The 23,076-nt window shown below is 72.5% G+C and carries 12 protein-coding genes; 2 read left to right on the forward strand and 10 right to left on the reverse strand.

Annotated features, from left to right (window positions below; all coding sequences use genetic code 11):
• Window positions 1-180: 180 nt before the first annotated feature.
• The gene (locus ACFWVV_RS00535) at window positions 181-1,062 is read left to right on the forward strand and encodes a GNAT family N-acetyltransferase (RefSeq protein ID WP_384343973.1); all 882 of its coding nucleotides are present in this window, start codon (window positions 181-183) and stop codon (window positions 1,060-1,062) included.
• Here the strand turns inward: ACFWVV_RS00535 and ACFWVV_RS00540 are convergent.
• Window positions 1,040-3,400 (reverse strand): bifunctional salicylyl-CoA 5-hydroxylase/oxidoreductase, encoded by a 2,361-nt coding sequence (locus ACFWVV_RS00540; RefSeq protein ID WP_384343970.1) that lies wholly within the window; start codon window positions 3,398-3,400, stop codon window positions 1,040-1,042. The genes ACFWVV_RS00535 and ACFWVV_RS00540 overlap by 23 nt on opposite strands.
• Before the next feature lie 2 nt (window positions 3,401-3,402).
• On the reverse strand, window positions 3,403-4,230 hold the full coding sequence (locus tag ACFWVV_RS00545; RefSeq protein ID WP_384343967.1) for an enoyl-CoA hydratase family protein: 828 nt from the start codon (window positions 4,228-4,230) through the stop codon (window positions 3,403-3,405).
• A 288-nt stretch (window positions 4,231-4,518) separates the two neighbouring features.
• Here ACFWVV_RS00545 and ACFWVV_RS00550 point away from each other — a divergent pair, with 288 nt between their 5' ends.
• The gene (locus ACFWVV_RS00550; RefSeq protein ID WP_384343964.1) at window positions 4,519-4,947 is read left to right on the forward strand and encodes an ATP-binding protein; all 429 of its coding nucleotides are present in this window, start codon (window positions 4,519-4,521) and stop codon (window positions 4,945-4,947) included.
• A 119-nt stretch (window positions 4,948-5,066) separates the two neighbouring features.
• Here the strand turns inward: ACFWVV_RS00550 and ACFWVV_RS00555 are convergent, their stop codons facing one another.
• The 8 genes from ACFWVV_RS00555 to ACFWVV_RS00590 all read right to left on the reverse strand — a co-directional run bounded on the left by ACFWVV_RS00555 (window position 5,067) and on the right by ACFWVV_RS00590 (window position 23,073).
• Window positions 5,067-6,482 (reverse strand): amino acid permease, encoded by a 1,416-nt coding sequence (locus ACFWVV_RS00555; RefSeq protein ID WP_384343961.1) that lies wholly within the window; start codon window positions 6,480-6,482, stop codon window positions 5,067-5,069.
• Window positions 6,483-6,612: 130 nt separating this feature from the next.
• Complete coding sequence (gene argF, locus ACFWVV_RS00560) at window positions 6,613-7,632, reverse strand: ornithine carbamoyltransferase (protein ID WP_384343959.1); 1,020 nt, start codon at window positions 7,630-7,632, stop codon at window positions 6,613-6,615.
• A 111-nt stretch (window positions 7,633-7,743) separates the two neighbouring features.
• Window positions 7,744-8,976 (reverse strand): arginine deiminase, encoded by a 1,233-nt coding sequence (locus tag ACFWVV_RS00565; RefSeq protein ID WP_384343956.1) that lies wholly within the window; start codon window positions 8,974-8,976, stop codon window positions 7,744-7,746.
• A gap of 51 nt (window positions 8,977-9,027) precedes the next feature.
• Window positions 9,028-11,748: a hypothetical protein gene (locus ACFWVV_RS00570; protein WP_384343953.1), complete on the reverse strand. Its 2,721-nt coding sequence runs from the start codon at window positions 11,746-11,748 to the stop codon at window positions 9,028-9,030.
• A complete protein-coding gene (locus tag ACFWVV_RS00575) occupies window positions 11,748-13,880 on the reverse strand; it encodes a hypothetical protein (protein WP_384343951.1) in 2,133 nt (710 codons plus the stop codon). Before ACFWVV_RS00575 ends, ACFWVV_RS00570 begins: the two co-directional genes overlap by 1 nt.
• Entirely contained in the window at window positions 13,877-16,714 is a 2,838-nt protein-coding gene (locus tag ACFWVV_RS00580) for a hypothetical protein (protein WP_384343948.1), read from the reverse strand. Before ACFWVV_RS00580 ends, ACFWVV_RS00575 begins: the two co-directional genes overlap by 4 nt.
• Complete coding sequence (locus ACFWVV_RS00585; RefSeq protein ID WP_384343945.1) at window positions 16,711-20,580, reverse strand: tubulin-like doman-containing protein; 3,870 nt, start codon at window positions 20,578-20,580, stop codon at window positions 16,711-16,713. The genes ACFWVV_RS00580 and ACFWVV_RS00585 overlap by 4 nt, the downstream gene beginning before the upstream one ends.
• A gap of 30 nt (window positions 20,581-20,610) precedes the next feature.
• The gene (locus ACFWVV_RS00590; protein WP_384343942.1) at window positions 20,611-23,073 is read right to left on the reverse strand and encodes a VWA domain-containing protein; all 2,463 of its coding nucleotides are present in this window, start codon (window positions 23,071-23,073) and stop codon (window positions 20,611-20,613) included.
• Window positions 23,074-23,076: the final 3 nt, after the last annotated feature.

Genomic DNA, 23,076 nt, shown 5'->3' on the forward strand with positions numbered 1-23,076 from the left:
CTGTACGGCGCCTGCGGGCGCGGCGAGGCCCTGACCAGGAACGGAGGCCGCCGCCGAGGGATGCCGCCGGAGGCCGCCGCCGAGGGGTGCCGGACAGGCATCCACGGCATTCGTACGACAAACGGTCATGCCTGTGGATACTCGCGGGCACCCTTTTCAGCGGTCTGCGCATGATGAGGCATGACCTGGACTTTCACGGAGGACCTCAAGGAATTCAAGGACGCCACGAGTGAGTCGCGGACGTCCAGACCGGTGCGGGACACCCTCTTGCTGACGGTGTCCGCGACGCTGGCACGTCGGGGACTGGACGCCTACGGGGAGGTGCCGCCGCTCTTCGGCTGGTGGCGTCGCCCGGCCGACGGCACTGTGGACGGGGCGCTGATCTGGACCCCGCCGGCCCCCGTGCTGGTGGGGGCACTGCCTACGGAATCGGTCCGTCCGCTGGTGCGGGCGCTGGACGACGAAGCGGTGCTGGGCGGCCGCGGGGTCGCGGGCTTCTCCGTGGAGGCCGAAGCGGCGACGGACGTGGCCGCTGCCTGGGGGGAGCTCGAGCGTGCGGGGCGACCCGGTCTGCGGCGCGGAGCCGCGCACCGGCTGTACCGGTTGGGTGGGTTGATACCGCCTGCCAGTCCGGCCGCGGGCGGGTCCCGGACCGCGACACCGGCCGACCGGGAGCTGCTGGCGGGCTGGGTGCGGGCGTTCGCCGAGGACACCGGGCAGCCCGGGGACCGGGCGGTGGCGATCGTCGACGCACAGCTGGAGCACGGCGGCTTGACCGTGTGGGAGGACCCCTGCGGCGTGCCGGTGTCGATGGCCGGCGCCTCCCTCCCGGCGGAGGGCATGGTGCGGCTCTCCCTGGTCTACACACCGCCGGACCAGCGGGGGAAGGGGTACGCGGCCGCGCTGACGGCGGACGTGAGCACGGCCGTCGTGGCGGCGGGAGCGAAGGAGGTGGTGCTGTTCGCGGACGTGGCGAACCCGGTCAGCAATCGGATCTACCGGCGTCTGGGCTACGAGGGGGTGTCGACGAGGGTGGTGCTCACCGCGTTTGCTCCGGGGTGAACGACCGCTGGATTCCGTGCAGGCTGAGGCGCGGTTTGGGGCCGTCCGTGCGGCCGGCCGGAGGGCGGCGGCTGCCGGCCCGGTACGGGAGGGGCCAGGGTGCGCCGGGGCCGGAGTAGTCCTGTTCGGCGGCGGCATGCAGGGTCCAGTGCGGGTCGTAGAGGTGCGGGCGGGCCAGGGCGCAGAGGTCGGCCCGGCCTGCGAGGAGGAGGGAGTTGACGTCGTCCCAGGAGGAGATGGCGCCCACGGCGATGACGGGGACACCGAGGGAGTTGCGGATGCGGTCGGCGTACGGGGTCTGGTAGGAGCGGCCGAATTCGGGGGACTCGTCGGCGACGACCTGCCCGGTGGAGACGTCGATGGCGTCGGCGCCGTGGGCGGTGAAGGCGCGGGCGATCTCGACGGCTTCCTCCTCGGTGGTGCCGCCTTCGGCCCAGTCGGTGGCGGAGATCCGGACGGTCATGGGTTTGTCGTCGGGCCAGATACCGCGGATGGTGTCGAAGACCTCGAGGGGGAAGCGCAGGCGGTGGGCGAGGGACCCGCCGTAGGAGTCGGTCCGCTGGTTGGTGAGGGGGGAGAGGAAGCTGGAGAGCAGATAGCCGTGGGCGCAGTGGAGTTCGAGGAGGTCGAAGCCGCAGCGGGCGGCGCGCCAGGCCGAGGCGGCGAACTGTTCGCGGATGTCGATGAGGCCGGAGCGGTCGAGCGGGGCCGGGGTCTGGTGGACGCCCGGGCGGTAGGGCAGCGGGGAGGGGGCCACGAGGGGCCAGTTGGCGTCGTCGAGCGGCTGGTCGATGCCGTCCCACATCAGCTTGGTGGAGCCCTTGCGGCCGGAGTGGCCGAGCTGTACTCCGATGGCGGTGCCCGGGGACTGCCGGTGGACGAAGTCGGTGATCCGCCGCCAGGCGGTGGCCTGTTCGGAGCTGTAGAGACCGGTGCAGCCGGGGGTGATACGGCCCTGGGGGCTCACGCAGACCATCTCGGTCATGACCAGTCCGGCGCCGCCCAGGGCGCGGGCGCCGAGGTGGACGAGGTGGAAGTCGCCGGGCACGCCGTCTTCGGCGGAGTACATGTCCATGGGTGAGACGACGACGCGGTTGCGCAGAGTGAGACCGCGCAGCCTGAAGGGGGTGAACATCGGGGGCGTGCCGGGCGAGGGGCAGCCGAAGTCCTTTTCGACGGCTTCGGTGAAGGTGCTGTCGCGCAGCCGGAGATTGCCGTGGGTGACGCGGCGGCTGCGGGTGAGGAGGTTGAAGGCGAACTGGCGGGGCGGCTGGTCGAGATAACGGGCCAGGTCCTCGAACCAGCGGAGGCTGGCTGCGGCGGCACGCTGGGTGGACTCGACGACGGGCCGGCGCTCGGTCTCGTACGCGGCGAGGGCGGTGTGCAGATCGGGTTGCTCCTCGACGCAGGCGGCCAGGGCGAGGGCGTCCTCGACGGCGAGTTTGGTGCCGGAGCCGATGGAGAAGTGCGCGGTGTGGGCGGCGTCGCCGAGCAGCACGATGTTCTCGTGCGACCAGCGGTCGTTGACGACGGTACGGAACGCGGTCCAGGAGGAGTTGTTGCCCCGGAGCGGGCGGCCGCCGAGGGCGTCGGCGAAGATCTTGCCGCAGCGCTCGGCGGCTTCGGCCTCGTCGCAGGTGTCGAAGCCGGCAGCCCGCCAGACCTCTTCGCGCATCTCGACGATGACGGTGGAGGAGCCCGTCCCGGTGGCGGGGTCCTTCGTGTAGGGGTAGCCGTGGAGTTGCATCACTCCGTGCGCGGTTTCGGCGATCTCGAAGCGGAAGGCGTCGAGGGCGAAGTCGGCGGCGAGCCAGATGTAGCGGCAGCGGTGCGAGGTGACGCGGGGCCGGAAGATGTCGGCGTGGGCCTGCCGGGTGAGGCTGTGCACTCCGTCGGCGGCGACCACCAGGTCGTGGGAACGGGCCAGTTCGGCGGCGGCGGGCGCTTCGGTGCGGGCGTGCAGGGTGACGCCGAGGGAGCGGCACCGTGCGTGCAGGATCTCCAGGAGCCTGCGCCGGCCGAGGGCGGCGAAGCCGTGGCCGCCGGAGGTGAGGCGCCGGCCCCGGTGCACCACGTCGATGTCGTCCCATCGGACGAACTCGTCCTGCAGGGCCCGGTAGACCTCGGGGTCGGCGTCCTCGATGCCGCCCAGGGTCTCGTCGGAGAGGACGACACCGAAGCCGAAGGTGTCCTCGGGGGCACCGCGCTCCCAGACGGTGACCGTACGGCCGGGGTCGAGCCGTTTGAGCAGGGCTGCCGCGTACAGCCCGCCGGGCCCGCCGCCGATGACGGCGACCCGCAGCGGGGAGAAGGCAGGGCTGCCCGGGGCGTGGGTCATGGTCAGCGTCCCTGCCACTTCGGGGGCCGCTTCTCCGTGAAGGCAGCGTGGAACTCGGCGTAGTCCTCGCCGTTCATGAGCAGGGCCTGGGTGGCGGCGTCGAGTTCGACCGAGGCGGCCAGGGGCATGTCGAGTTCGGCGGTCAGCAGGGCCTTGGTCTGGGCGTACGCGAGGGCCGGGCCCTCGGCGAGGCGGTGGGCGAGGGCGGTGGCGCGGGCGTCCGCCCGGCCCTCGTCGGTCAGCTCGCTGAGCAGTCCGATCCGTTCGGCTTCGGGTGCGCGGACGGGCTCGCCGAGCATCAGCAGGCGGGTGGCGTGGCCGAGACCGACGACCCGGGGCAGCAGGTAGGCGGCGCCCATGTCGCCGCCGGACAGGCCGACCTTGGTGAAGAGGAAGGCGAACCGGGCGGTCGGGTCGGCGATCCGGAAGTCGGCGGCGAGCGCGAGGACGGCACCGGCACCTGCGGCCACCCCGTGCACGGCCGCGATCACCGGGAAGGGGCACTCGCGCAGTGCGCGCACGACCTGTCCCGTCATGCGGTTGAAGTCCAGGAGCTGTGCGGTGTCCATGGCGAGGGTGGCGCCGATGATCTCGTCCACGTCGCCGCCCGAGCAGAAGCCGCGCCCCTCCCCTGCGAGGACCAGGGCCCGGACGGAGCGCTCCCGGGCGAGTTCGGCCAGGAGGTCGCGCAGGTCCGCGTACGCGCCGAAGGTGAGCGCGTTGAGCTTCTCGGGCCGGGCGAGGGTGACGGTGGCCACCCCGCCGTCCAGGCTCAGCCGAAGGTGGCGCCACTTCTCGGTGCGCGGGGCGGAGCTCAGGAACGGGCTCATGAGGGCGCCTTCCTTCGGTGGCGGTCCCTTGCGGTCCCGTCGAGGCGGTCCCGTGGGGGTCCGTGAGTGTCCCGTGGGGGTCCCGTGGGGCCCTTCGAAGCTATCACCTCCCTGTGACCCCCGTCACGACTGCGCGATATTTTGTGTGCCCTGTGGCCTGTACCACGCCGTTGGTCCCGAGGTCCTGTGGCGCAAGTCCCTGCCCGTCCCGGCGAGAGGCCCTATGGGAACGGCTTTTCGCTTCGTACCGTGGAGGGGAGGACCCCTGCTGCCCGATCGGAACCCGCCTTGCTCTCTGCTTCCGGACCCGCCTCCTGGCGCATCGAACTGCCGCACTCCCCGTACGCGGTGCCGATGGCGCGCGCCCTGGTCCGCACGGCCCTGGCGGACCTGGACGCGCCGGCGGCGGACTGCCACACGGCCGAGCTGCTGACCGCCGAGCTGGTGGCGAACGCCGTCCAGCACGCCAACAGCGATGCCCCCATCGAGCTGGTGGTGGAGCTACTGGAGGCGGGCTGCCAGGTCGAGGTGCACGACGGCGATCCCGAGCCGCCGGGGAATCTGGACCGTTCGGCCCAGGACGCCTGCCCCGACCCCTGGCAGGAGCACGGCCGCGGCCTGTTGCTGATCCGTACGCTCAGTTCGGCCTGCGGCCATCGGCGTACCCCCACCGGCAAGGCGGTCTGGTTCACGCTCCCCGCGCACACCGACCGGTGACCGCCCCGGACCGGCAGGCGGGCACCGGCAGCTGAGCCCGCACCGCCTGCGGCCGGCCAGTCGCCGGGCGGCGGGTGGCGGGTGGCGGTTCAAGGGGTGCCGTGTCACCGGGTGGCGGATCAGCGGGTGGCGGCCTCCGCCTTGCCGAGACGGGAGTGCCGACGTCCGTAGAGCCCGTACACGAGCGCCCCCACGACGAGGAACGCGCCGAACTGGAGCCAGGTCCGCCAGCCCGTTCCGTAGATCAAGTACAGGCAGAAGAGCACACCGAGCACCGGCAGTACCGGGAACAGCGGCACCCGGAAGGACCGCTGGAGGTCCGGGTTGCGGCGGCGCAGCGCGATCACCGCGATGTTCACGACGGCCATGATGGCCAGGGTGCCGATGGTCGTGAGGTTCATGACGACGTCGAGCGGGACGACCGCCGCCGGGATCGCGAAGACGCAGGCGACGATCCAGGTGTTGGCGACGGGGGTGGAGGTCCTGGGCGAGACGCGTTCGAAGACGCGCGGGACGAGTCCGTCGCGGGACATCGACATCAGGATGCGGGTCTGGCCGTACATCACCGCGAGGACCACCGACGCGATGGCGACGACCGCGCCGAAGGCGATGATGCCGCCGCCGAGCGAGGAGTCGGTGACCTGGTTGACAATCAGGGAGAGCGCGGCGGGCTTGGCGGCCACCTCGTCGGCGGACATCGCACCGATGGCGGCGACCGCGACCAGGCAGTACAGCAGGGTGACGATGCCGATGCAGATCATGATCGCGACGGGGATGTTCTTGCGCGGGTTCTTGACCTCTTCGCCTGCCGTGGTGATCGCGTCGAAGCCGATGTAGGAGAAGAACGCGACCGAGGCACCCGAGGTGACGCCCATCAGGCCGTGCGTGGCGAACGGCGACAGGTTGTCCGAGCGGAACGCGGTGAAGGCGATCGCGCAGAACAGCACCAGCACCGCGATCTTCACCACCGCCATGACGGCGGTGGCGCGGGCGCTCTCGCGGATGCCGCGCACCAGGAGCAGTGCGGCGAGCAGGATCACGATGACAGCCGGGACGTTGACGACGCCGCCGTCGCCGGGCGGGCTGGAGAGCGCGGCGGGCAGCTGCCAGCCGATCAGGCTGTCGAGGAGTTCGTTGAGGTACTGGCCCCAGCCGACCGCGACGGCGGAGACGGAGACGCCGTACTCCAGGAGCAGGCACCAGCCGACGAGGAAGGCGATGCGCTCGCCGAGGGTGGCGTACGCGAAGGAGTACGAGCTGCCGGAGACCGGGATTGCGCCGCCGAGTTCCGCGAAGGAGAACGCGGTGAAGATGCAGGTGATCGCCGCGAGGACGAAGGAGACGACGACGGCGGGTCCCGCCTCCGCGACGCTGTCGGAGAGGCCGACGAAGATGCCGGTGCCGACGATGGCGCCGACGCCGAAGCACACGAGCTGGAAGAGCCCCATGGTGCGCTTCAGGCCGTGGCCCTCTAGGTCCGCGCCGGATTCGGCGACGAGGAGGTCGGGCGACTTGATGCGCTTCAGGGGTGGCATGTGGGGCGGTTCTCTTCTCTGGTGCACGACGTACGCAAAACGAAGGGGGTCCGAGTCTCAGAGCTCGGGCCCCCTTCAAGCGGCGCCATCCTAACCAGGGCATCGCATATTCACCCAATTGGGCGTATTGCTATACGGGTCCGGCCAGGGTGGCGACCAGCACCGCCTTGATCGTGTGCAGCCGGTTCTCCGCTTCGTCGAAAACGATCGAGTGGGCGGACTCGAACACCTCGTCGGTGACTTCGAGGGAACTCAGCCCGTACTGCTCGTGGATCTGCCGGCCGATCGTGGTGCCCAGGTCGTGGTAGGCGGGCAGGCAGTGCATGAACTTGACGTCCGGGTTGCCGGTGGCCCGGAGCACGTCCATGGTCACGGCGTACGGACCGAGCGCCTCGATGCGCTCCGCCCAGACCTCCTTGGGCTCCCCCATCGACACCCATACGTCGGTGACGACGAAGTCGGCGTCCCGGACGCCTTCCGCGACTTCCTCGGTGAGGGTGATGCGGGCGCCGCTGTGCTCGGCCAGCCTGCGGGCTTCGGCGACGACGGATTCGGCCGGCCAGTAGGCGCGGGGGGCGATGATCCGGACGTCCATGCCGAGCAGGGCGCCGGTGACCAGGTAGGAGTTGCCCATGTTGAAGCGGGCGTCACCGAGGTAGGCGTAGGAGATCCGCTCCAGCGGCTTGCCCGGCGAGTGCTCGGTCATGGTGAGCACGTCGGCGAGCATCTGGGTGGGGTGCCAGTCGTCGGTGAGTCCGTTGAAGACGGGGACGCCGGCGTGTGCGGCGAGTTCCTCGACGGTGGCCTGGGCGTCACCGCGGTACTCGATGCCGTCGAACATCCGGCCCAGTACCCGCGCCGTGTCCTTGGGCGACTCCTTGTGCCCGATCTGGGAGCCGGACGGGTCGAGGTAGGTGGTGGCGGCCCCCTGGTCGGCCGCGGCGACCTCGAAGGCGCAGCGGGTGCGGGTGGACGTCTTCTCGAAGATCAGCGCGATGTTCCTGCCGCGCAGCCGCTGCACCTCGGTGCCTGACTTCCTGGCGGCCTTCAGCGCGCCGGCCAGGGCGATCAGGCCGCGGAACTCCTCGGCGGAGAAGTCCAGCTCCTTGAGGAAGTGGCGGCCTGCGAGATCGGTGTGAGGTGACGTCATGGTGATGCTCCAGGGGACGACCGGACGGCTGTGCGCCTGCACAGGTGCACGACTGCGCGAGTAGGGGAATCTTATACAGAGGAGCGCATCACTATACGACCGACTGGACTTCTATACGGATTCCCGTTCGATCGGGCAGCTCATGCAGCGCGGCCCGCCCCGGCCCCTGCCCAGTTCACTGCCCCTGATCTCGATCACCTCGATGCCTTGTTTCCGCAGGTGGGTGTTGGTGGTCACATTTCTTTCGTAGGCCACCACGACCCCTGGCTCGACCGCGAGCACATTGCAGCCGTCGTCCCACTGCTCACGTTCCGCCGCATGGACGTCCTGGGTCGCGGTGAGCACCCGGACCGAGTCCAGGCCGAGTGCGGCGGCGATCGCACGGTGCATGTGCTCCGGCGGGTGGTCGGTGACCTTGAGTTCGTTGCCGCAGACGCCGGGTTCGATCGTGTACGAGCGGAGCATGCCGAGACCCGCGTACTGGGTGAAGGTGTCGCCGTCGACCATCGTCATGACGGTGTCCAGGTGCATGAACGCACGCCGCTTCGGCATGTCCAGCGCAACGATGGTCCGCGCGGACCCGGCCGCGAACAGCCCTCTGGCCAGCATCTCCACCGCCTGCGGGGTGGTCCGCTCGCTCATGCCGATGAGCACGGCCCCGTTCCCGATGACCAGGACGTCACCGCCCTCGATGGTGGACGGGTAGTCGCTCTGCCCCTCGGACCAGGTGTGGAACGTGCCCGCCTCGGGGCCCGTGAACAGCGGGTGGTGCCGGTAGATCGCCTCGAAGTGCACGGTCTCGCGCTGCCTGGCCGGCCAGCGCATGGCGTTGATCGACACCCCGTCGTAGATCCAGGCGGAGGTGTCGCGGGTGAAGAGGTGGTTGGGCAGCGGGCCGAGCAGGAAGTCGTCGGGCTCCATGACGTGGAAGCGCACCGAGGTCGGCTCCGGGTGGCGTTCCAGGTACTCGCGCTTGGTCATGCCGCCGACCAGCGCCTCGCACAGTTCGGGCGCGGACAGCTCGTCGAAGGCGGCACGCAGGTGGTCGGTGGCGAGCGGCCCGTACTCCTTCTCGTCGAAGACCCTGTCCAGTACGAGGCGTCTGGCGTCGGGGAGTTCGAGTGCGTCGGTGAGCAGATCGCCGAAGAGGTGCACCTCCACCCCGCGATCGCGCAGTACGTCCGCGAATCCGTCGTGCTCCTGCCTCGCCCGGCGCACCCACAGCACGTCGTCGAAGAGGAGTGCGTCCTTGTTGCTCGGCGTGAGCCGCTTCAGCTCCAGGTCGGGACGGTGGAGGATGACGCGGCGCAGCCGCCCGGTCTCGGAGTCGACATGGAATCCCATGGGTCCCATCCTGGCCGAGACGGGCGGCTCACGCCCTGCTGATGGCCGGTTTCAGAAGGTCAGCGCGATCAGCACCAGCAGGGTGATCACCAGGACGGCCAGCACCCCGAAGAGGAGCAGGACGAGCCTGATCCTGCGGGCGTGGCCGTCCTCACGGTCGCGGGCCTGGTCCTCGGAGGGTGCCTGTCGCCCCTGGTCCTCGGACCCCGGGGGACGGCCCTGCTCTTCGGGCCCCGACCGTTGTCCCTTGCTCCGGCCCCGGCGCCAGGAGTGTCGGCCCCGGCTTCGGTTCCGCGACCGTGGCTTTGGCTGTTGCTGTTGCTGTTGCTGCTGCTGCTGCTGCGACTGTGGCAGTGCGGCGCCCTGTGGGTGCCCCCGGTCCGCACCGGTCGAGGAGGGCCGCACCGCCCCGGCAGGCGGCCCGCCCTCCGGGGGTGGTCGGCCGGGTTCGTCGGTCCGGCTGCCGCGTGGCTCGCGGCCTCTGGTGAGCACCGCCCGCCACACCTCTTCGCGCAGGCCCGGCAGTTCCCCCTCTTCCAGGATCACGCGTACGGCGGTCCTGCCGGCCGCGTCGGGTCCGCCGCGCAGCGCGGGCAGCAGTTCAGCCAGCCGCTCGCTCGGCCCGCTCTCCCGGGCCAGGGGCCGGACCGCCCACTCGTACAGGGCGACCGCGTTGGCCGCCCTGATGTCGTCCCCGGGGTATGTCCCGGCAGGCCCCCGGCCCCGGTCCAGGAAGAGCCCGGCGTCCAGCACGGCCTCGCAGAGCTGCAGCCGGGTGCCCTCGCGCCAGTGGGTCCAGCGCTCGGTGGCCTGCGTGATCAGCAGGGTCGTCGCCGTGAAGCTGAGCTTCTCGCGCAGGGCCGTGATCAGCTCCGGGTCCCCGGCCTCCGCGACGGCGTCCGCCGCCTGCTGCCGTGCCGCGTCGTCGGCGGTGTCGTCGAGCGGTACCAGCAGGTCGAGCAGTTGGGGGTACGTCAGCGACGGCTTGCGGCGGCGCAGCGCGGGCCGCCACCGGGCCCCGGAGGGTACGGGCCACTGCCCATGGACGGACCCGGGCGGCTCCTCCGTCCTGGGGCCTGCGGGGTGCGGCCCCTCGGGAGCGGAGGTGCCGGGGTCGCCGTCCCGCGTGCCGGTGTACGCGGGGCCGGCGTACGGGCCATGGGTGTACGGAGCTCCGGCAGGCGGGGCTGAACCGGTCACGGGGTGCGGGGCCGTGCCCGCGTGCGGGGCCGTGCCTGTGGGTGCGTCCGTGCCCGTGGGCGCGGACGCCCTCGTACCGGCCCGCTGCGTCGCCGGGTGCTGCGGGGGCTGGGAAGGCAGGGCGGGCGGCGGGTGCACGGGGGATTCACGGCGGGGGCCGGCCCCGGGATCGGTATGCGGGGCGGTACGCAGCTCGGGGCGCGGATCGGGGCGCGGATCGGGGCGCGGATCGGGGCGCAGGTCAGTACGCGGGCCGGTGCGTGGCATCGGGGGTTGGTGCCCGCCCGTTTCCCGGCTCCCGTCGGGGTCGCGCTCCTGGCTCCGGGTCCGGTCGCCTTCCCGCGCCCGTTCCGGGTCCTGCGAGCGGTCGCGGTCCCAGCCCGCGTCCCCGTTCTCCTCGCGCTCCCGGGACCGCCGGTTCTCCTCCTGGCGTGCGCGCTGGCGCCGGAGGTTGCGCTGGCGCTCCTGTTCGAGTGCCTGTTCCCGCTCCTGCTCCAGACGGTGCTCCAGGGTCTGGGCGCGGGCCTGCGCCCGGGACTGGGCTCTGCGGTGCTCGCGCTCCCGCTCCAGCTCCTGCTGGTGGGCCCGCTCCTGCCGACGGCGCTCCTCCTCCGCCTGGGGGCGTGCGGCGGGGGCCGATTCCAGTTCGTGCAGGGCGCGTTCGGCGGCGCGGTGCAGCTGGTCGCTGCTCGGGTGGCCGGTCCTGCCGGGTCCCAGCGCCTGCGCAAGGGCTTCCGGCACCTGGTACATGAGTTCCGGCCGGCCGATCCTGGTCAGGAAGTGGCCGACCAGATGGACCGCGAGCTTTTCCGCCCGGTCGTCGAGCTTTTCGTCGGGGTCGACCCGGGTGAGCCGGGTGCCCTGTGCCGTGGAGCCCGGCCAGCGGCGGACGAAGGCGAACCGGATCGACTCGGACTCGGCGGTGTCCCTGGTGGCGTACGTCCAGCGGTCGGGGTAGACCCCGCTGAAGATCCCGTAGAGGCCCATCAGGGTGCGGCAGGCGCTGCGTCCACCCAGCCGGTCCAGCAGCATCAGGCCGCTCTGCGGTTCCCGCAGCAGTTCGGCGGTGGCGGCGATCAGCGGGGCGGCGGCCGGCCGGGTGAAGTCCTTGAAGTCGCCGATCAGCTCGTTCCGGCCGTGGGCGGCGTGTTCCTCGAGGAAGGAGGAGCGGATCTGGGCCAGTTCGCCGCGTACCTCCCCCCAGTCCGGCCCGTCCTGCGCCCAGGTCCAGGCGTCCAGCGCGATGCAGGTCTCCGGGTCGAGGAAGGCGGTGGAGCCGATCAGTGCGTGGCAGAGCGTGCCGGGGCGGCCGCCCGGGTCGCGCCGGGGGGTGCGGCGCAGCAGCATGACGGTGTTCCCGCGCTGCAGCCGCACGAGTCCGGCGGCGTCCGGTCCGTCGCCCGCGCTGTGGTTGCCGCGCAGCAGCGGTGCCACTTTGTGGAAGTAGTCCTGGGCCGAGTCCGGGTCGCAGGACCAGGCCACCGGGCCGAACCCGGTGTTGCCCGAGCGGTTCCCCGCGTCCCAGCGGAAGACGATCTGGTGGACCGGTTCGTCCTGCTGCCGCCTGCCCATCAGGCACCCACCTCTTCCCGGTCCGCGCCGGGCAGCAGCCCGCACATGGCAAAGATCGACAGCAGGGGCGTCAGTACCCGGCGGGGGCGTACGCCGTGGGGGAAGGCCGAGTCGCGTTCCTGTCCCCCGGTGGCGGCCACGAAGTGCAGGGTGCACCGACCGCAGTCGTCGAACGGTTTCAGCCAGGCCCGGCTGCCGTGGTGCTGGACGAACGCGTAGGCGTCCCGGCTCTCCTCGCGTACCGTCGCGGCGTCGAACACCGGTGGGGCGGAGCGGTTGAGCCAGCGGTCCACGGCGGGGTCGAACCGTACGAGGTCGCTCTTGTTGACGGCGACGGCTGCCGCGGCGTCGACGTAACGGCCGTTCCTGGGGATGCGGTTGAGGACGGTGGTGAACGCCTCGTCCCCCAGGTCCCGTTGGTGCAGTCCGACGCGGGCGCGGACCGGGTCGAGGGTGGGCAGGTGCAGGGCGCGCAGCGGGTCGAGTACGAAGATGAACGCGCCGACCTCGCCGAGGAAGCGGGTCACCTCGTTGTCCTGCGCCAGGTCCTCGCCGGCGAGGTCGAAGAAGAGCACAGGACGGTTCACGCCGTGGCCGGTGACCAGCAGACCGTCGGCGAAGTCGGCGAAGGGTTCCTGGTGGGTGCCGTCGAGCATTTCGCCCTGGTGCAGCCGTTGCACCTTCTCCTGGAGGAATTCGCGGTGCCAGTCCGGGTTCAGCGGAAGGCAGGTCAGTCCGTACGGCTCCAGGCCGCCCTGCTCGATCTCGCCGAGCATGGCGGCGAGGAGGTGGGTCTTGCCCGCGGCGGAGCTGCCGACCATGGCGATGGTGAGGGGCTCGCCGTTGGTCAGGTACGGCACGGGCAGGTAGTGGGGGCGGTCGGCGGGGGCGTGCGGGCACTTCTGGAAGGCGTGGCGCAGCGCTTCCTTGCGGTGCATCGGCCGCAGTTCACCGGTGAGGTCGAGGGGTTTGTACTCCTTCTTGGCGTTGCGTGCGAAGAGCCGGCTCTCGTCGTGGACGACGGGGAGCCTGCAGTGCGGGCAGAGCGGCGGGCGCGGGGTGGCAACCCGTGGGAGGGGAGGCGGTTCGGGCGGCGCGGCGGCGGGCCTGCGGGAGCCGTGGGGGGCGAACCAGTCGCGCAGGAAGCGGCGGCCGGTGCGTCCGGTGGGGTATTCGTAGCCGCCGTTCCACTCCTGTCCGTCCGGGTCCGGGGTGCCGTGCGGTGCGGTGCCGATTCCCCTGGTCCGGCGTTTCACCGCTGTACGGGCGTCGAAGTCGGCCCGGTCCCTGGCCAGGGGGTCGCCGGTGCTGGGGGTGGTGCCCAGGGGGTCGGGGAAGCCGAGGAGGCGCAGCAGGTCCGCGGCGTCCGGCCGGTCGGCTGCCTGGGGGGCGAAGGGTCCGCTGCCACCGAGGGCGGCGAGCTGCCGGTAGTCGGCGAGGTCTGCGGGTGGGCCCGCGCCGTTGCTCTGGCGGCCGGAGAGCAGGGTGTAGGCGAGCTGGGCGACGGCCCACACGTCGTCGCGTTCGTCGGCAACGCCCCGGCCCGCCCGTTGTTCGGGGGAAGCCCAGGGGCCGGTGCCGAAGGCGTCCCTGGGGTCGCCGACACGGATCGCCGCGTACGGTTCGGCGAGCTGGATCCTGGTGCCGTTCCAGCGGACGGTGTGCGGGGCGAGTGCCCGGTGGACGAGACCCGCGGCGCCCAGCAGGCGTACGGCGAGGACGAGTTGGCTGATCACCTGGCGCTGGGCCTGGATGCCGAGTGCGCCGAGCCGGTCGGCGAGCGGGTCGCCCTCGGGCCGCTTGTACAGCACGAAGGGTTCGGGGGCGTCCAGGTTGAAGCCGACGAGCCGGGTGAAGATCTCGCCGTACGGTTCGGCGCCGTAGCTCCGTTCGACGGCGACTGCGGCGGCGACCTCGCGCTCCAGGGCGTCGTAGGCCGCGGGGTGGGAGCGGGCGGAGAGCGGCAGCCGGTGCTGGATGACGTGCCAGCCGTCGCCGAGTTTCGCCTCCCGGCTCAGTGCCGCCGTCCGGCCGCTTGCGCGGCGGTCGTCGCCGAACCCGGCCGCGAAACGGACGGAGTCCCCCTTGAGCAGGAAGAACTCCAGCTCCTCGACCGGTAGAGCCTCTGTCATGCGTACTCGCCTTCCGCTTCCGGTTCGTCGTAACTGCGCACGGTGCGGACGCCGCCCGCGCGCAGCGGCACCAGGCTGAGCACTCCGGCGTGCCGTCCCGCGGGGGTCCAGACCACGTCGTCGGCGGCGCCGTGCCAGCCGTCGGGGTCGGTGGCCTCGGCGCCCCGGCGGGCGGCTTCGGGGGCGAACCGCACCCGGCGTTCGGCTTCCGGGTCCTTGGAGAGCATCCGGCGGTGTTCGGCGGCGCACAGTCGGAGCGCGCGCTCGGCGAAGGAGTCCGAGTCGAGCATTTCGGCGGTGCGGTCGACGGCGACTCCGAGCAGCAGGGCCGCTCCGGGACGGGTCTCGGGGGCAGGGGCGAAGGGCGGGGGTGCAGCGACGGCGTCCCGGCGCAGTGCCGCGTGTTCCTGGTCGAGGAGTTCGCCGACCTTGGGGGCGAGGGGAAGCCGGGAGGCGGCGTCCGGGTCGCGTTCCACAGTCGCCCAGCAGGAGGCGAGCAGGAGGGTGATGCCGTGGGTCAGGTCGGAGACGAGGGTGGGCACGAGCGCGGTGCCTCCGTCGCCGGTCTCCCGCACCAGCCACGGCGGCCGGGCGTCCTCGTCCCACTCCCAGGTGTCCTGCTGGGCCTTGTGCGTGCGAGGCGGGTCGGTGAAGAAGTCGTCCGGGGCGAAGGCGGAGGCGGCCTGCTCCGGGGCGCCGGGCCTGTCGGCCGCGAAGAGGTCGTCGAGCGGGCCGGACGCGGGCTCGGTCTCGACGGCGTCGCTCCAGGTGTCCCAGCTCCACACCTGGGTGGCCGGGCGGGGGGCTTCGCCCGGCTGCGGGCCCGTGCGCGCTTCCCTCTCCGGAGCGGAACCGGGGTCGTCGTGGTGGGTGCTCTCGTACTCGTAGCCGGCGTTCGCCCCCGGATCGGCCGGGGGCTCCGGTACGGGACGCACGCGAGCGGCCCGCGCGGGCCGTCGTGGCGGTTGGTAGGACTCCACCTGTTCGGCGACCCGCCTCAGCAGTACGGCGACGGCGCGCGCACCGTCGGAGCAGTGGTAGCGGGCGTCGGCGAACAGCCAGTCGTGCACGGCGGTTTCGGCGAGCAGCCGGTCGATGTCGTCCACGCAGCCGGCGGCCTCCCGCACCCGCATCTCCCTCCACCAGGCGTCGACGGCTCGCGTCCAGTCGCGTACCGAGAGGGTGACGGACAGGGCGAGAGCGAGCACCAGCGCGCCGCCCCCCAGCCAGGGTGGCACCGCGGCGAGCTGGCCGACAAGACCGCCTGCCGCTCCCCCGGCCAGTCCCGCGACGAGCCGGCCGGACCAGCCCGTGCGGCCGCCGCCGTCGCGCTGCCTGTCCGGCGAACGGCTGGGCCTGCGGCTCATCATGAGCAGGGCCGGCCCCGCCATCACGGCACCTGCCACCGGTACGACGAGCCAGCCGAACCAGGGCCACAGCCCGGCGGCGAAGGCCAGCACGAGGGCCATCAGGGGATCGACCGCGCGCGGCCGGTCGCCACCCACGACGAAGGGGGCGGGGCGGGCGAGATCACGTGCGTAGCCGCTCGGGCAGGCCTGGTCGAGTTCGGTGAGGCGGGCGGCACTGCCCACGGGCGCGGACTGGTCGGAGAGGCCGCCGAGCCTGGCGGCGACCGACCTCAACGGGAGCCCCCTGGCGAGGAGTTGTTCGGTGTAGCCGCGCAGTCCTGGGCCGACGCTCTCCCGGGAGACCTCGGTGATCTCGGGAAGTTCGATGCCGCGCCGCCCCAGACGGCTGCGCTGCTCGGGCAACAGGCGCAGACCGTCGCCGTCGGTGAGGGCGCCCGCGACGGCTTCGCGATAGCTCTCCAGGGCCGCCGAAAGCTCCGCCAACGCGCCGGGCACGTCGGCCCGTTGGCGAGCGGAGGCGAAGAGGCCGGATGCGGGGCGGGTCTGTTCGTACGCTGCTTCGGCGTCCCGCAGTGCGCTCTCGCACCTGCGGTGGCGGAGCTCGGCGTCCCCGCCGTGCACCAGCCAGGCCCGGTCGCGGATGCTACGGGGGATGCCGCCGCCGAGCAGCGGTGCCAGTGCTGCGGGGACGGCCTCCGGGGGGCCGGACGCAGATTCTCCGGGGTCTGCGTACCCGGAGTGGGCGGCGGGCGAGGCGGCGGTGACGAGCGCGGGGGCCGGGACGTCCTGACCGGCCAGGGTGTCGAGGGCCTGCCGCCAGGTCCGGCGGCGGGCGGCCTCCGTCAGATCGTGTTCGAGGATGCGTACACCGGGCACGGCGACGCCGTCCATCACCTTGCCCAGGGCATGCAGTACGGCGTCGAACACGCCGGGCTCGGAGAGCACTTCGAGCAGGGGGCGCAGGATGTCGTCGTCGTACCCGGTGCCGGCGGGGGGTGCTTCGCCCGCGAGCGGGTCGAGGATCCACAGGACTCCGGCGTCCGGCGGCCGCAGCGAGAGCGGACGGGCCAGCGGGCGGGCTGCCGTCGACGGCGGCGGCACGGTGCCGTGCCGGGCGGGGTCCCGGTGGGTGGCGTCACGGTGGGTGGCGTCGCGGGCCGGCGGGACGGCCGGGTACTCCGTGTATCCGCCACCGATCGGATCGTCCTCGGCCGGTCCGACCGCGAGACAGATGATGCGGGCGGAGCCGTGGGCGAAGAGCTGCTCGTAGAGCAGTTGATTCCGGTCCAGCCGGACCGCGTCGTCCACGACGAGGAAGCGACGCCGCGCGTCGGTGGACGTGCGCACGGCGGCGAGTGCCTCGCGCACCGTGCGGGCGGCCTCACCCGGCTGTGCGCCCGGTCCGGTCACCGGGCGCAGATCGAGACAGACCGCGTGTGCGGGCAGCCCTTGTTCGATGATCACCACTGGTCCCCTTCCGGGCCCTGCCCGGGCGAGGGCTTTCGGAACCGGTCCGCGTCCGGCTCCGGGCGCCCCGCGTCCGGACCGCCGGACTCCTTGTCGCCGTACGCCCCGTCGCCCCGGGTCCGGTCGCTCCACTCACTCCGTGGGTCCCATTCACTCCGTGCATCCCTCTCGCCGCGTGGGTCCCTCTCGCCGCGTGAATCCCTCTCGCCCCGGGCGCCACCGCCCTCATCCGTGCCCTCGTCCTCGCCCCCGTCCCGCCAGGCGAATCCGCCCGAGGGGGCGTCGCGCCGCGGCCACTCGGGGTCGCCCCGGCCGCCCTGGCCGTCCGCCGGCCCGGGCTCCTGCGGCCAGGCCGATTCCTCGTCCAGCCACAGCGGTCCTTCGCCGTGGAAGGCACCGGCCTGCGCGCCGTCGCTCGCGACCACCCACTCCTCGTCCGCCGGCCACCCTTCGTCGGGCGCACCGCTGCCGCCGGTCCCGTGGCCGGCGGTCCCGTGGCCGGCGGTCCACTCTTCCGCGCCCCTGCTGTCGGTGGGGCCGTGTCCATTCAGCCGGGACCGGCCACCGGGCGCGTACCTCTCGCCCGCCGCGTACCGCTCCTGCGCCTGCGCGGGTCCGTCGCCCACCGGCAGGTGTGCGGCGTGTGCCCGACTCCGGCCGCCCGGGGCGCGGCGGGCCCCTGGGACGCCCCCGCCCGGTGCGACGGGTCCGCCCGCGGTGCCCGTGCCAGGGCCCCGTTCCACCCCGTGACGCTGGAAGAGGGCCCGCAGGTTGGGGCGATTGGGCCGCTGTGCGCCCGGGAAGCGGAGGTCCAGCGCGCCCTGGAGGGTGCGCTCCCAGAAGCTGCGGAGCGGAACCATCCACTCCTCGTCCTCGGCCCCGTACTCCTCGGCCAGCTGTCCGAGGAGCTCGATCTGCTGCGGAGCCACTTCCTGCACGAAGGCGCGGAAGAGGTCCGAGGGGGGCGTGGGGGTGGTGGTGAGGCCGTGCGGCTGGGCGGCCATCAGCTGGTCGCAGAAGTCCTCGATGATCTCGCCCTCGTCGAGCAGTGCCCACTGTTCGTACGCCCTGAGCAGGCCCGACCAGCTGGAGACGTTCTCGTCGAACGCTTCGAGCCGGAGCGTCATGGTGGCGGAGTCGCCGTCCTGAAGACGGATCCGGATGGCCTCGGGCGAGTGCCGCGGCCCGCGGACCTCGACGCGTCCGTTCCACATGGCGCACAGGATGCGGTGCAGGATGCGCCGACGGTCGTCCTCGGTGCTGGCCAGCCAGTCGTCGCGGTAGCCGAGCCGCTGGCGCCACTGCAGGAAGTCGTCGGTGCCCGCGGCGTCCCTGGACTGGGCCCACAGCCGCAGGACGTGCCGTACCTCGGACACGTCGGTGAGGCTCATGCCGCTGCGGAACAGCACCACGGTGATCGCCTGGGTGTCCACGGCCCGGGTCTCCGGCCTGCCGACCAGGTCGCGGGGCAGGTTCAGCTCCTCCTGGAGGAACCGGGCGTTGCGCTCGTTGGTCTCGCTCTGCGGGTAGACGATGAGGACCTTGAGGGGGCCGTTGCCGTCGGGGGTGAAGCCGACCGGGAGCAGGCCGGCGAGCTGGGAGCGGAATTGTTCCAGCCAGCGCGCGTCGACGGACGCCTCCGCGTCCTCGTCCCCCGCGGCCGCCTGGAGCAGCACGCCGAGCGAGGGCAGCAGCGGCCGGTCGTTGAGCATGCTGGCCTCGCCGAAGAGGCCCTTCACGCGCCGTTCGACGACCTGCTTGACCTCCTTGACGGCGTCGCGCGGGGAGCGCTTCACCGCGTCGAGGGCGAGCTGCCAGTCGGCGGGCTGGACCAGTTTGTCGAGCAGGCCGGCCGCGTCCTGGTTCTCGGGGAGGCCCTCGTTCTGCCGCAGCCGGTCGAAGACGTCGTCGTAGAAGGCGCCGAGCGTGCCCTGCGGGGGCAGCAGGTAGGAGACCCCGGTGCGGTCGTCGCGGTAGAGCTCCTTGCGGCGGTCCCGGAAGGACTTGCGCTCGTCGTCCTCGTGTGCCCGCAACGCCCTGACCAGGGCGGACACTTCCTTGATGGTACGGGCGAGGGGGGCGCGCCAGCGCAGTTCGTGGTCCTTCCAGCTGCGGTGCCACAGCCGGTTGGCCCGCCACTGGTACCAGCGGTCCTGCTCCTCGACCGCCAGCTGTACGTCGGGGTCGCCCCAGCGGGCGGGGACGATGCCGCCGACGCTGCGCCTGATGCGCGGGATTTGGGGCGCGGAGGGGGTGACCCCGTCGGGCTTCTCCGGGTCGTTCTTGCGGTTGTCGAGCATCCCGGCGAAGCCGACGGCGGCGGCCCGCTGCGGGTGCTCGGGCAGCCCGAGCAGGACCCGCTCGGCCTTGAACGGGCCGACCAGGCCGAGGAGTTCCCTGGCCCCGGTGCCCGGCTTGAAGTCCTCGACCATGCGCGGGATCTCTCGGTCGAGTTCCCGGTCGAGGCGGTTCAGGCCGTCCTCCATGTCACCGATGCGGTCCCTGAGGGCCTGCCCGATCTCCTTGGTGCCCTTGGGCAGCGGGTCGGGGGCCGGGACCTCCGGGGCCTCGCGGGTCCACAGCCTGCCGATGCCGGAGCGGTCGAACAGGTCGCGGACCCGTTCGGTGCCCTGGTCGTCGGCGCGCACGGCCCGCTCGCCCATGTCGCGTACCGCCTGGGCGAGCAGCCGGCTTGCGACGATCTCCGCGAGGTCGTCGACCGGCACGGTCAGGGAGGCGGCCAGGCTGGTGGACATGCCGCGGTGGCCGATGCCGGAGCGGGACGGGGTGGAACGCTCGACGCTCTTGTTGACGAAGCTGGCGGCGAACGACATGTAGTCGCCCTCGGAGCGCCCGCCCGCCGTGTCGTCGCCGAGTTCGGTGCCGATCAGGGACATCACCATCGCGGTCGCCGAACGGCGCAGGTCCTCCGGCCGGATCCCGGACGGCTTGCTGAACAGGAACGCCGTCTGCACCGTCGAGGAGCGCAGCCGCACCAGCCCCTCCCCCGGGTAGCGCACCGCGAGCGAGCCCTGCTGTTCGACGTCGCCGAAGTCGGACTGGGCGCTGGGCACGTTCTGGTCGTCCACAAGCCGGGAGAGGTCCACCAGGGCGCGGGACGCGTTGAGTTCGGCGTCCCGGCCGCCGCCTGCCCCGGGCGGGAATGCGGAGGGCATGACGACCAGCGGGTAGATCTTCACCCCGGGCACCTTCGACTTGCGGAACTCGTGCCCGATGAGGTGGATGAAGTCGTAGAAGATGCCCGCGCCGGTGCCGCCGGCCACGGAGAACGCCACGAACACGTCGCAGCCGCGGATCTGCCGGCCGCCGACGTCCCGCAGGTCGCCTGCCGAGTTGCTGATCGCGCTGATGGCGGCGCGGAGCTGGCCTAGCACCGGTTCCAGGCCGCCGCGGAGGGTGGCGAAGAGCGCGGAACGCCCGACGGTGGGCAGCTGGCCCGCCCCGTTGTGCAGGGGCGCGACCCGGGGTTCGCGTTCCTTGGGCGGCAGCCAGCTCCGGGTCTCCTCGTGCAGGGCCACCCGTAGCATCCGGGCGACGTCCGGGGAGCTGTCGTAGTGGGCGGGCAGCAGGTCGTGGACGACCCGTGAGGTGCGGGCGTACGCGGCCGCCTCCGCGCCCTTGGCCTGGAGGTGCGGCAGCTGGTCGAGCTCGGACTCGCTGAAGTCGGCGTACACGAACTGGAGGCAGTCGGGCAGCTGGAAGCGCTTGCGCCGGTCGTCGACGGCCAGCTTGGTGCCGTCCGGGCCGCAGAGTTCGCGGCGCAGTCCGCGTTCCAGCTCGGCGCCGATGCGGCCGCCTGTGCCGCCCAGTCCGACGAAGAGCATGGGCTGGTAGATCTTCATCTGTCTCTTGTCTCCCCTTGGTGCCCGGGCTCAGAAGTTGGCGTCGTACTGGCGGCTGCCGGACCCGGTGGCCGGGTCGCGGGGTGCGCCGCGTCCGCTGTCGGAGGCGCCGCCGGAGCCGCCGGAACGGGGGCCGAACGGGCGGCGCGGTGTCCGGCCCGAACCGCCGCCCGGACCACCGTCGCCCCTGCGCGGCTCGTTGGTTCCGCCCGGGGTGCGGCCGCGCGGCGGCCGGACCGAGGTGGCCCGCCGGTTGTCGTGCACGAGCAGCTCCAGGCCGTCGTCCAGCTCCACCACCTCCCCCGCCGCCAGGGCCCGCTCACGGCCGCGGTGCAGGCGCAGGGCGAGCACTCCCGCGCCGGTGCGGCTCAGCCGGTGCCCGGCCCCTGAGCCGGTCACCCGATGGAGTTTGGGTGCGGAGCCGCTGGCCCGCTCCACGGTGAAGTGGAAGTTGCCACCGCCGCTCTGGCCCGGTCGGACGGTCAGCGTGTCGAGGGTGCCGCCCCTGCGCAGTTCGAGCTTCACGCCGGTCAGGTCGCGCAGCCGTTTGCGAGCCCTGAGAAGTACGCCCAGGACGGCCGCGGCCGCCAGCAGCAGGGCCGCGGCACCCAGGACGGCCCACCACCAGCGGTCCCACCAGGTGGGTTCGGCCTCCACGAGGGCGTCGAGGAAGGTCTGGTCGAGGGTGCGGCCGCGGTCGTCGGCGTCGGTGACGACGATCCCGCCCCCGAGCTCGCCGAGCGGGGCGTCCGCGCCGACGGACACCGTGAAGGTGTGGTGCGAACTGCCGGGCTCCGCACGCACCTTGACCGGGTCCACCGCCAGCCGGGTGCCGGAGGGCTGGTCGGCGAGCCCGAGGGTGAGGGTGTGCGCCACGGTGTCGTTGTTGGTGACGTCCAGGGTTCCACGGAGGGTTCCCCCGGGGTGGACGGTGCTGCGCTCGACGGTCAGTCCGGCCTCGACGGGTGCTTTGCCGGTGCCGAGCGCGGTGTACAGCGGCCGTTGGTCGCCGGTCACCCCGGGTGCGGACATCTCCCCCACGACGGCGAGGTCCCCGGTGGCTCCGTCGGGCACGGCGAGCGTGCCGGTGAACCGGGCGTCGCCCGCCTTGGCGTCGGGCTTCGTCCCGTCGTCCTTGAGCCGCACGTTCACCGGCTCGAAGCCCCGTCCGGTGACCTTGACCCCGACCTGGATCCCCTTGAGGAGGTTCTGGTCGGTGATGACGACGCCGCGCCGGGTCTGCATCCGCATTTCCACGACGGCCTGTTCGCCGGCGGTCGGCGAGGCGGGGTCGAGGGTGATCGCGGAGCGGAGCCGGCCCTGCCAGATGGCCCGTACCACGACGTCCTGCCCCTGGTGCCCTTCCGGCGCCTCGACGTGCACCCGCCACTTTCCGGGCATCGGGTTCTTCACCCGCAGAGCCTCCACCGGGCCGTCCTGGCCGCTGACCTCGAAGCTGGACCCGTTGGCGGATCCGCTGGTGGGGACCTTGTCCCCGTTGGGGTCGAAGTACGTCACGGACACCTTGCGGTCGTGCTTGCTGACCGTGAGGGATCCGTCGGTGGCGATCGGCGGAATGGTCACCGAGAGGTCCCCGGGCGGCTTGCCCCGCTCGCCCTCGACCACCTGGGCGCAGCGTGCGGCGGCGAAGGTCTCCTGGAGGACCTTGTCGATCTGTGCGGAGTCGGCGACGACGCGGGCCTTCGGGGTGGCGCCCGGGAGGTTGGCACAGCCGTTGCGGAAGCCGCCCCTGGCCATCGCGTCGAGTGCCCCGCTGTCGATCTGGCTGCCGAATCCGAGCGGCCAGATCTGCACCGACTCCCGGCGTGCGCGGGCGAGTTCGTCGGTGAGCTGTCCGGCCGCGTTGGCCTGCCGGCTGGCGGTGTCGGTGCCGTATTCGGGGCTGTCGCCGACGTCCAGTTTGCCGTCGGTGAGCAGGAACACCACCTTCGGGGTGCCCGGTTTGCCGTCCTTGGTGAGCCGGTTCACTGCCTGCCGGATGGCGGCCGGGAAGTCGGTGCCGGGTCCTGTGGCGTTCTTGGCCCGGTTCCCGAGCTGCTGGACGCAGTCACTGAGCTCCTGGCGGCCCGCCGCACTCACCGCGATCAGTCCGCACACCTGGCGCACCGCGGACTGCCCGGACTTCTCGGCGCTGCCGAAGCCGATCACCGCGGCGCGCGAACGTTCGGAGATCTCACCCTGGCTGAGCAGGGCCGCGGCTTCCACTTCGCGGGCCAGATCCTGGTCGGAGAGGCTCTTGGAGAGGTCCACGACGATGGCGAAGTCGATCGGATCGGGCCCCTCGGCGGCCTGCGCGGCGCGTTGCGGCGCGTGGGCCCGCGGTGCGGGGAGCGCCGCCCCCGCCAGTGCCAGGAGTACGAGTCCCAGTCCGGCGGCACGCCCCAGCGTGCGCGCCCTGCCCGGTAACCGCCGTGCGGTCGCCGGAAGTTTTCCGCCTCTTGCGGGGCGTTCGGTTCGTGCGGTCGCGTTCATCTG

Source organism: Streptomyces sp. NPDC058663 (genome assembly GCF_042716745.1).
Taxonomy (GTDB): domain Bacteria; phylum Actinomycetota; class Actinomycetes; order Streptomycetales; family Streptomycetaceae; genus Streptomyces.

Coding starts and splice junctions, on each gene's coding strand:
- ACFWVV_RS00535 (WP_384343973.1), top strand. CDS start 181: ATGACCTGGACTTTCACGGAGGACCTCAAGGAATTCAAGGACGCCACG.
- ACFWVV_RS00540 (WP_384343970.1), bottom strand. CDS start 3,400: ATGACCCACGCCCCGGGCAGCCCTGCCTTCTCCCCGCTGCGGGTCGCC.
- ACFWVV_RS00545 (WP_384343967.1), bottom strand. CDS start 4,230: ATGAGCCCGTTCCTGAGCTCCGCCCCGCGCACCGAGAAGTGGCGCCAC.
- ACFWVV_RS00555 (WP_384343961.1), bottom strand. CDS start 6,482: ATGCCACCCCTGAAGCGCATCAAGTCGCCCGACCTCCTCGTCGCCGAA.
- argF (WP_384343959.1), bottom strand. CDS start 7,632: ATGACGTCACCTCACACCGATCTCGCAGGCCGCCACTTCCTCAAGGAG.
- ACFWVV_RS00565 (WP_384343956.1), bottom strand. CDS start 8,976: ATGGGATTCCATGTCGACTCCGAGACCGGGCGGCTGCGCCGCGTCATC.
- ACFWVV_RS00570 (WP_384343953.1), bottom strand. CDS start 11,748: ATGGGCAGGCGGCAGCAGGACGAACCGGTCCACCAGATCGTCTTCCGC.
- ACFWVV_RS00575 (WP_384343951.1), bottom strand. CDS start 13,880: ATGACAGAGGCTCTACCGGTCGAGGAGCTGGAGTTCTTCCTGCTCAAG.
- ACFWVV_RS00585 (WP_384343945.1), bottom strand. CDS start 20,580: ATGAAGATCTACCAGCCCATGCTCTTCGTCGGACTGGGCGGCACAGGC.
- ACFWVV_RS00590 (WP_384343942.1), bottom strand. CDS start 23,073: ATGAACGCGACCGCACGAACCGAACGCCCCGCAAGAGGCGGAAAACTT.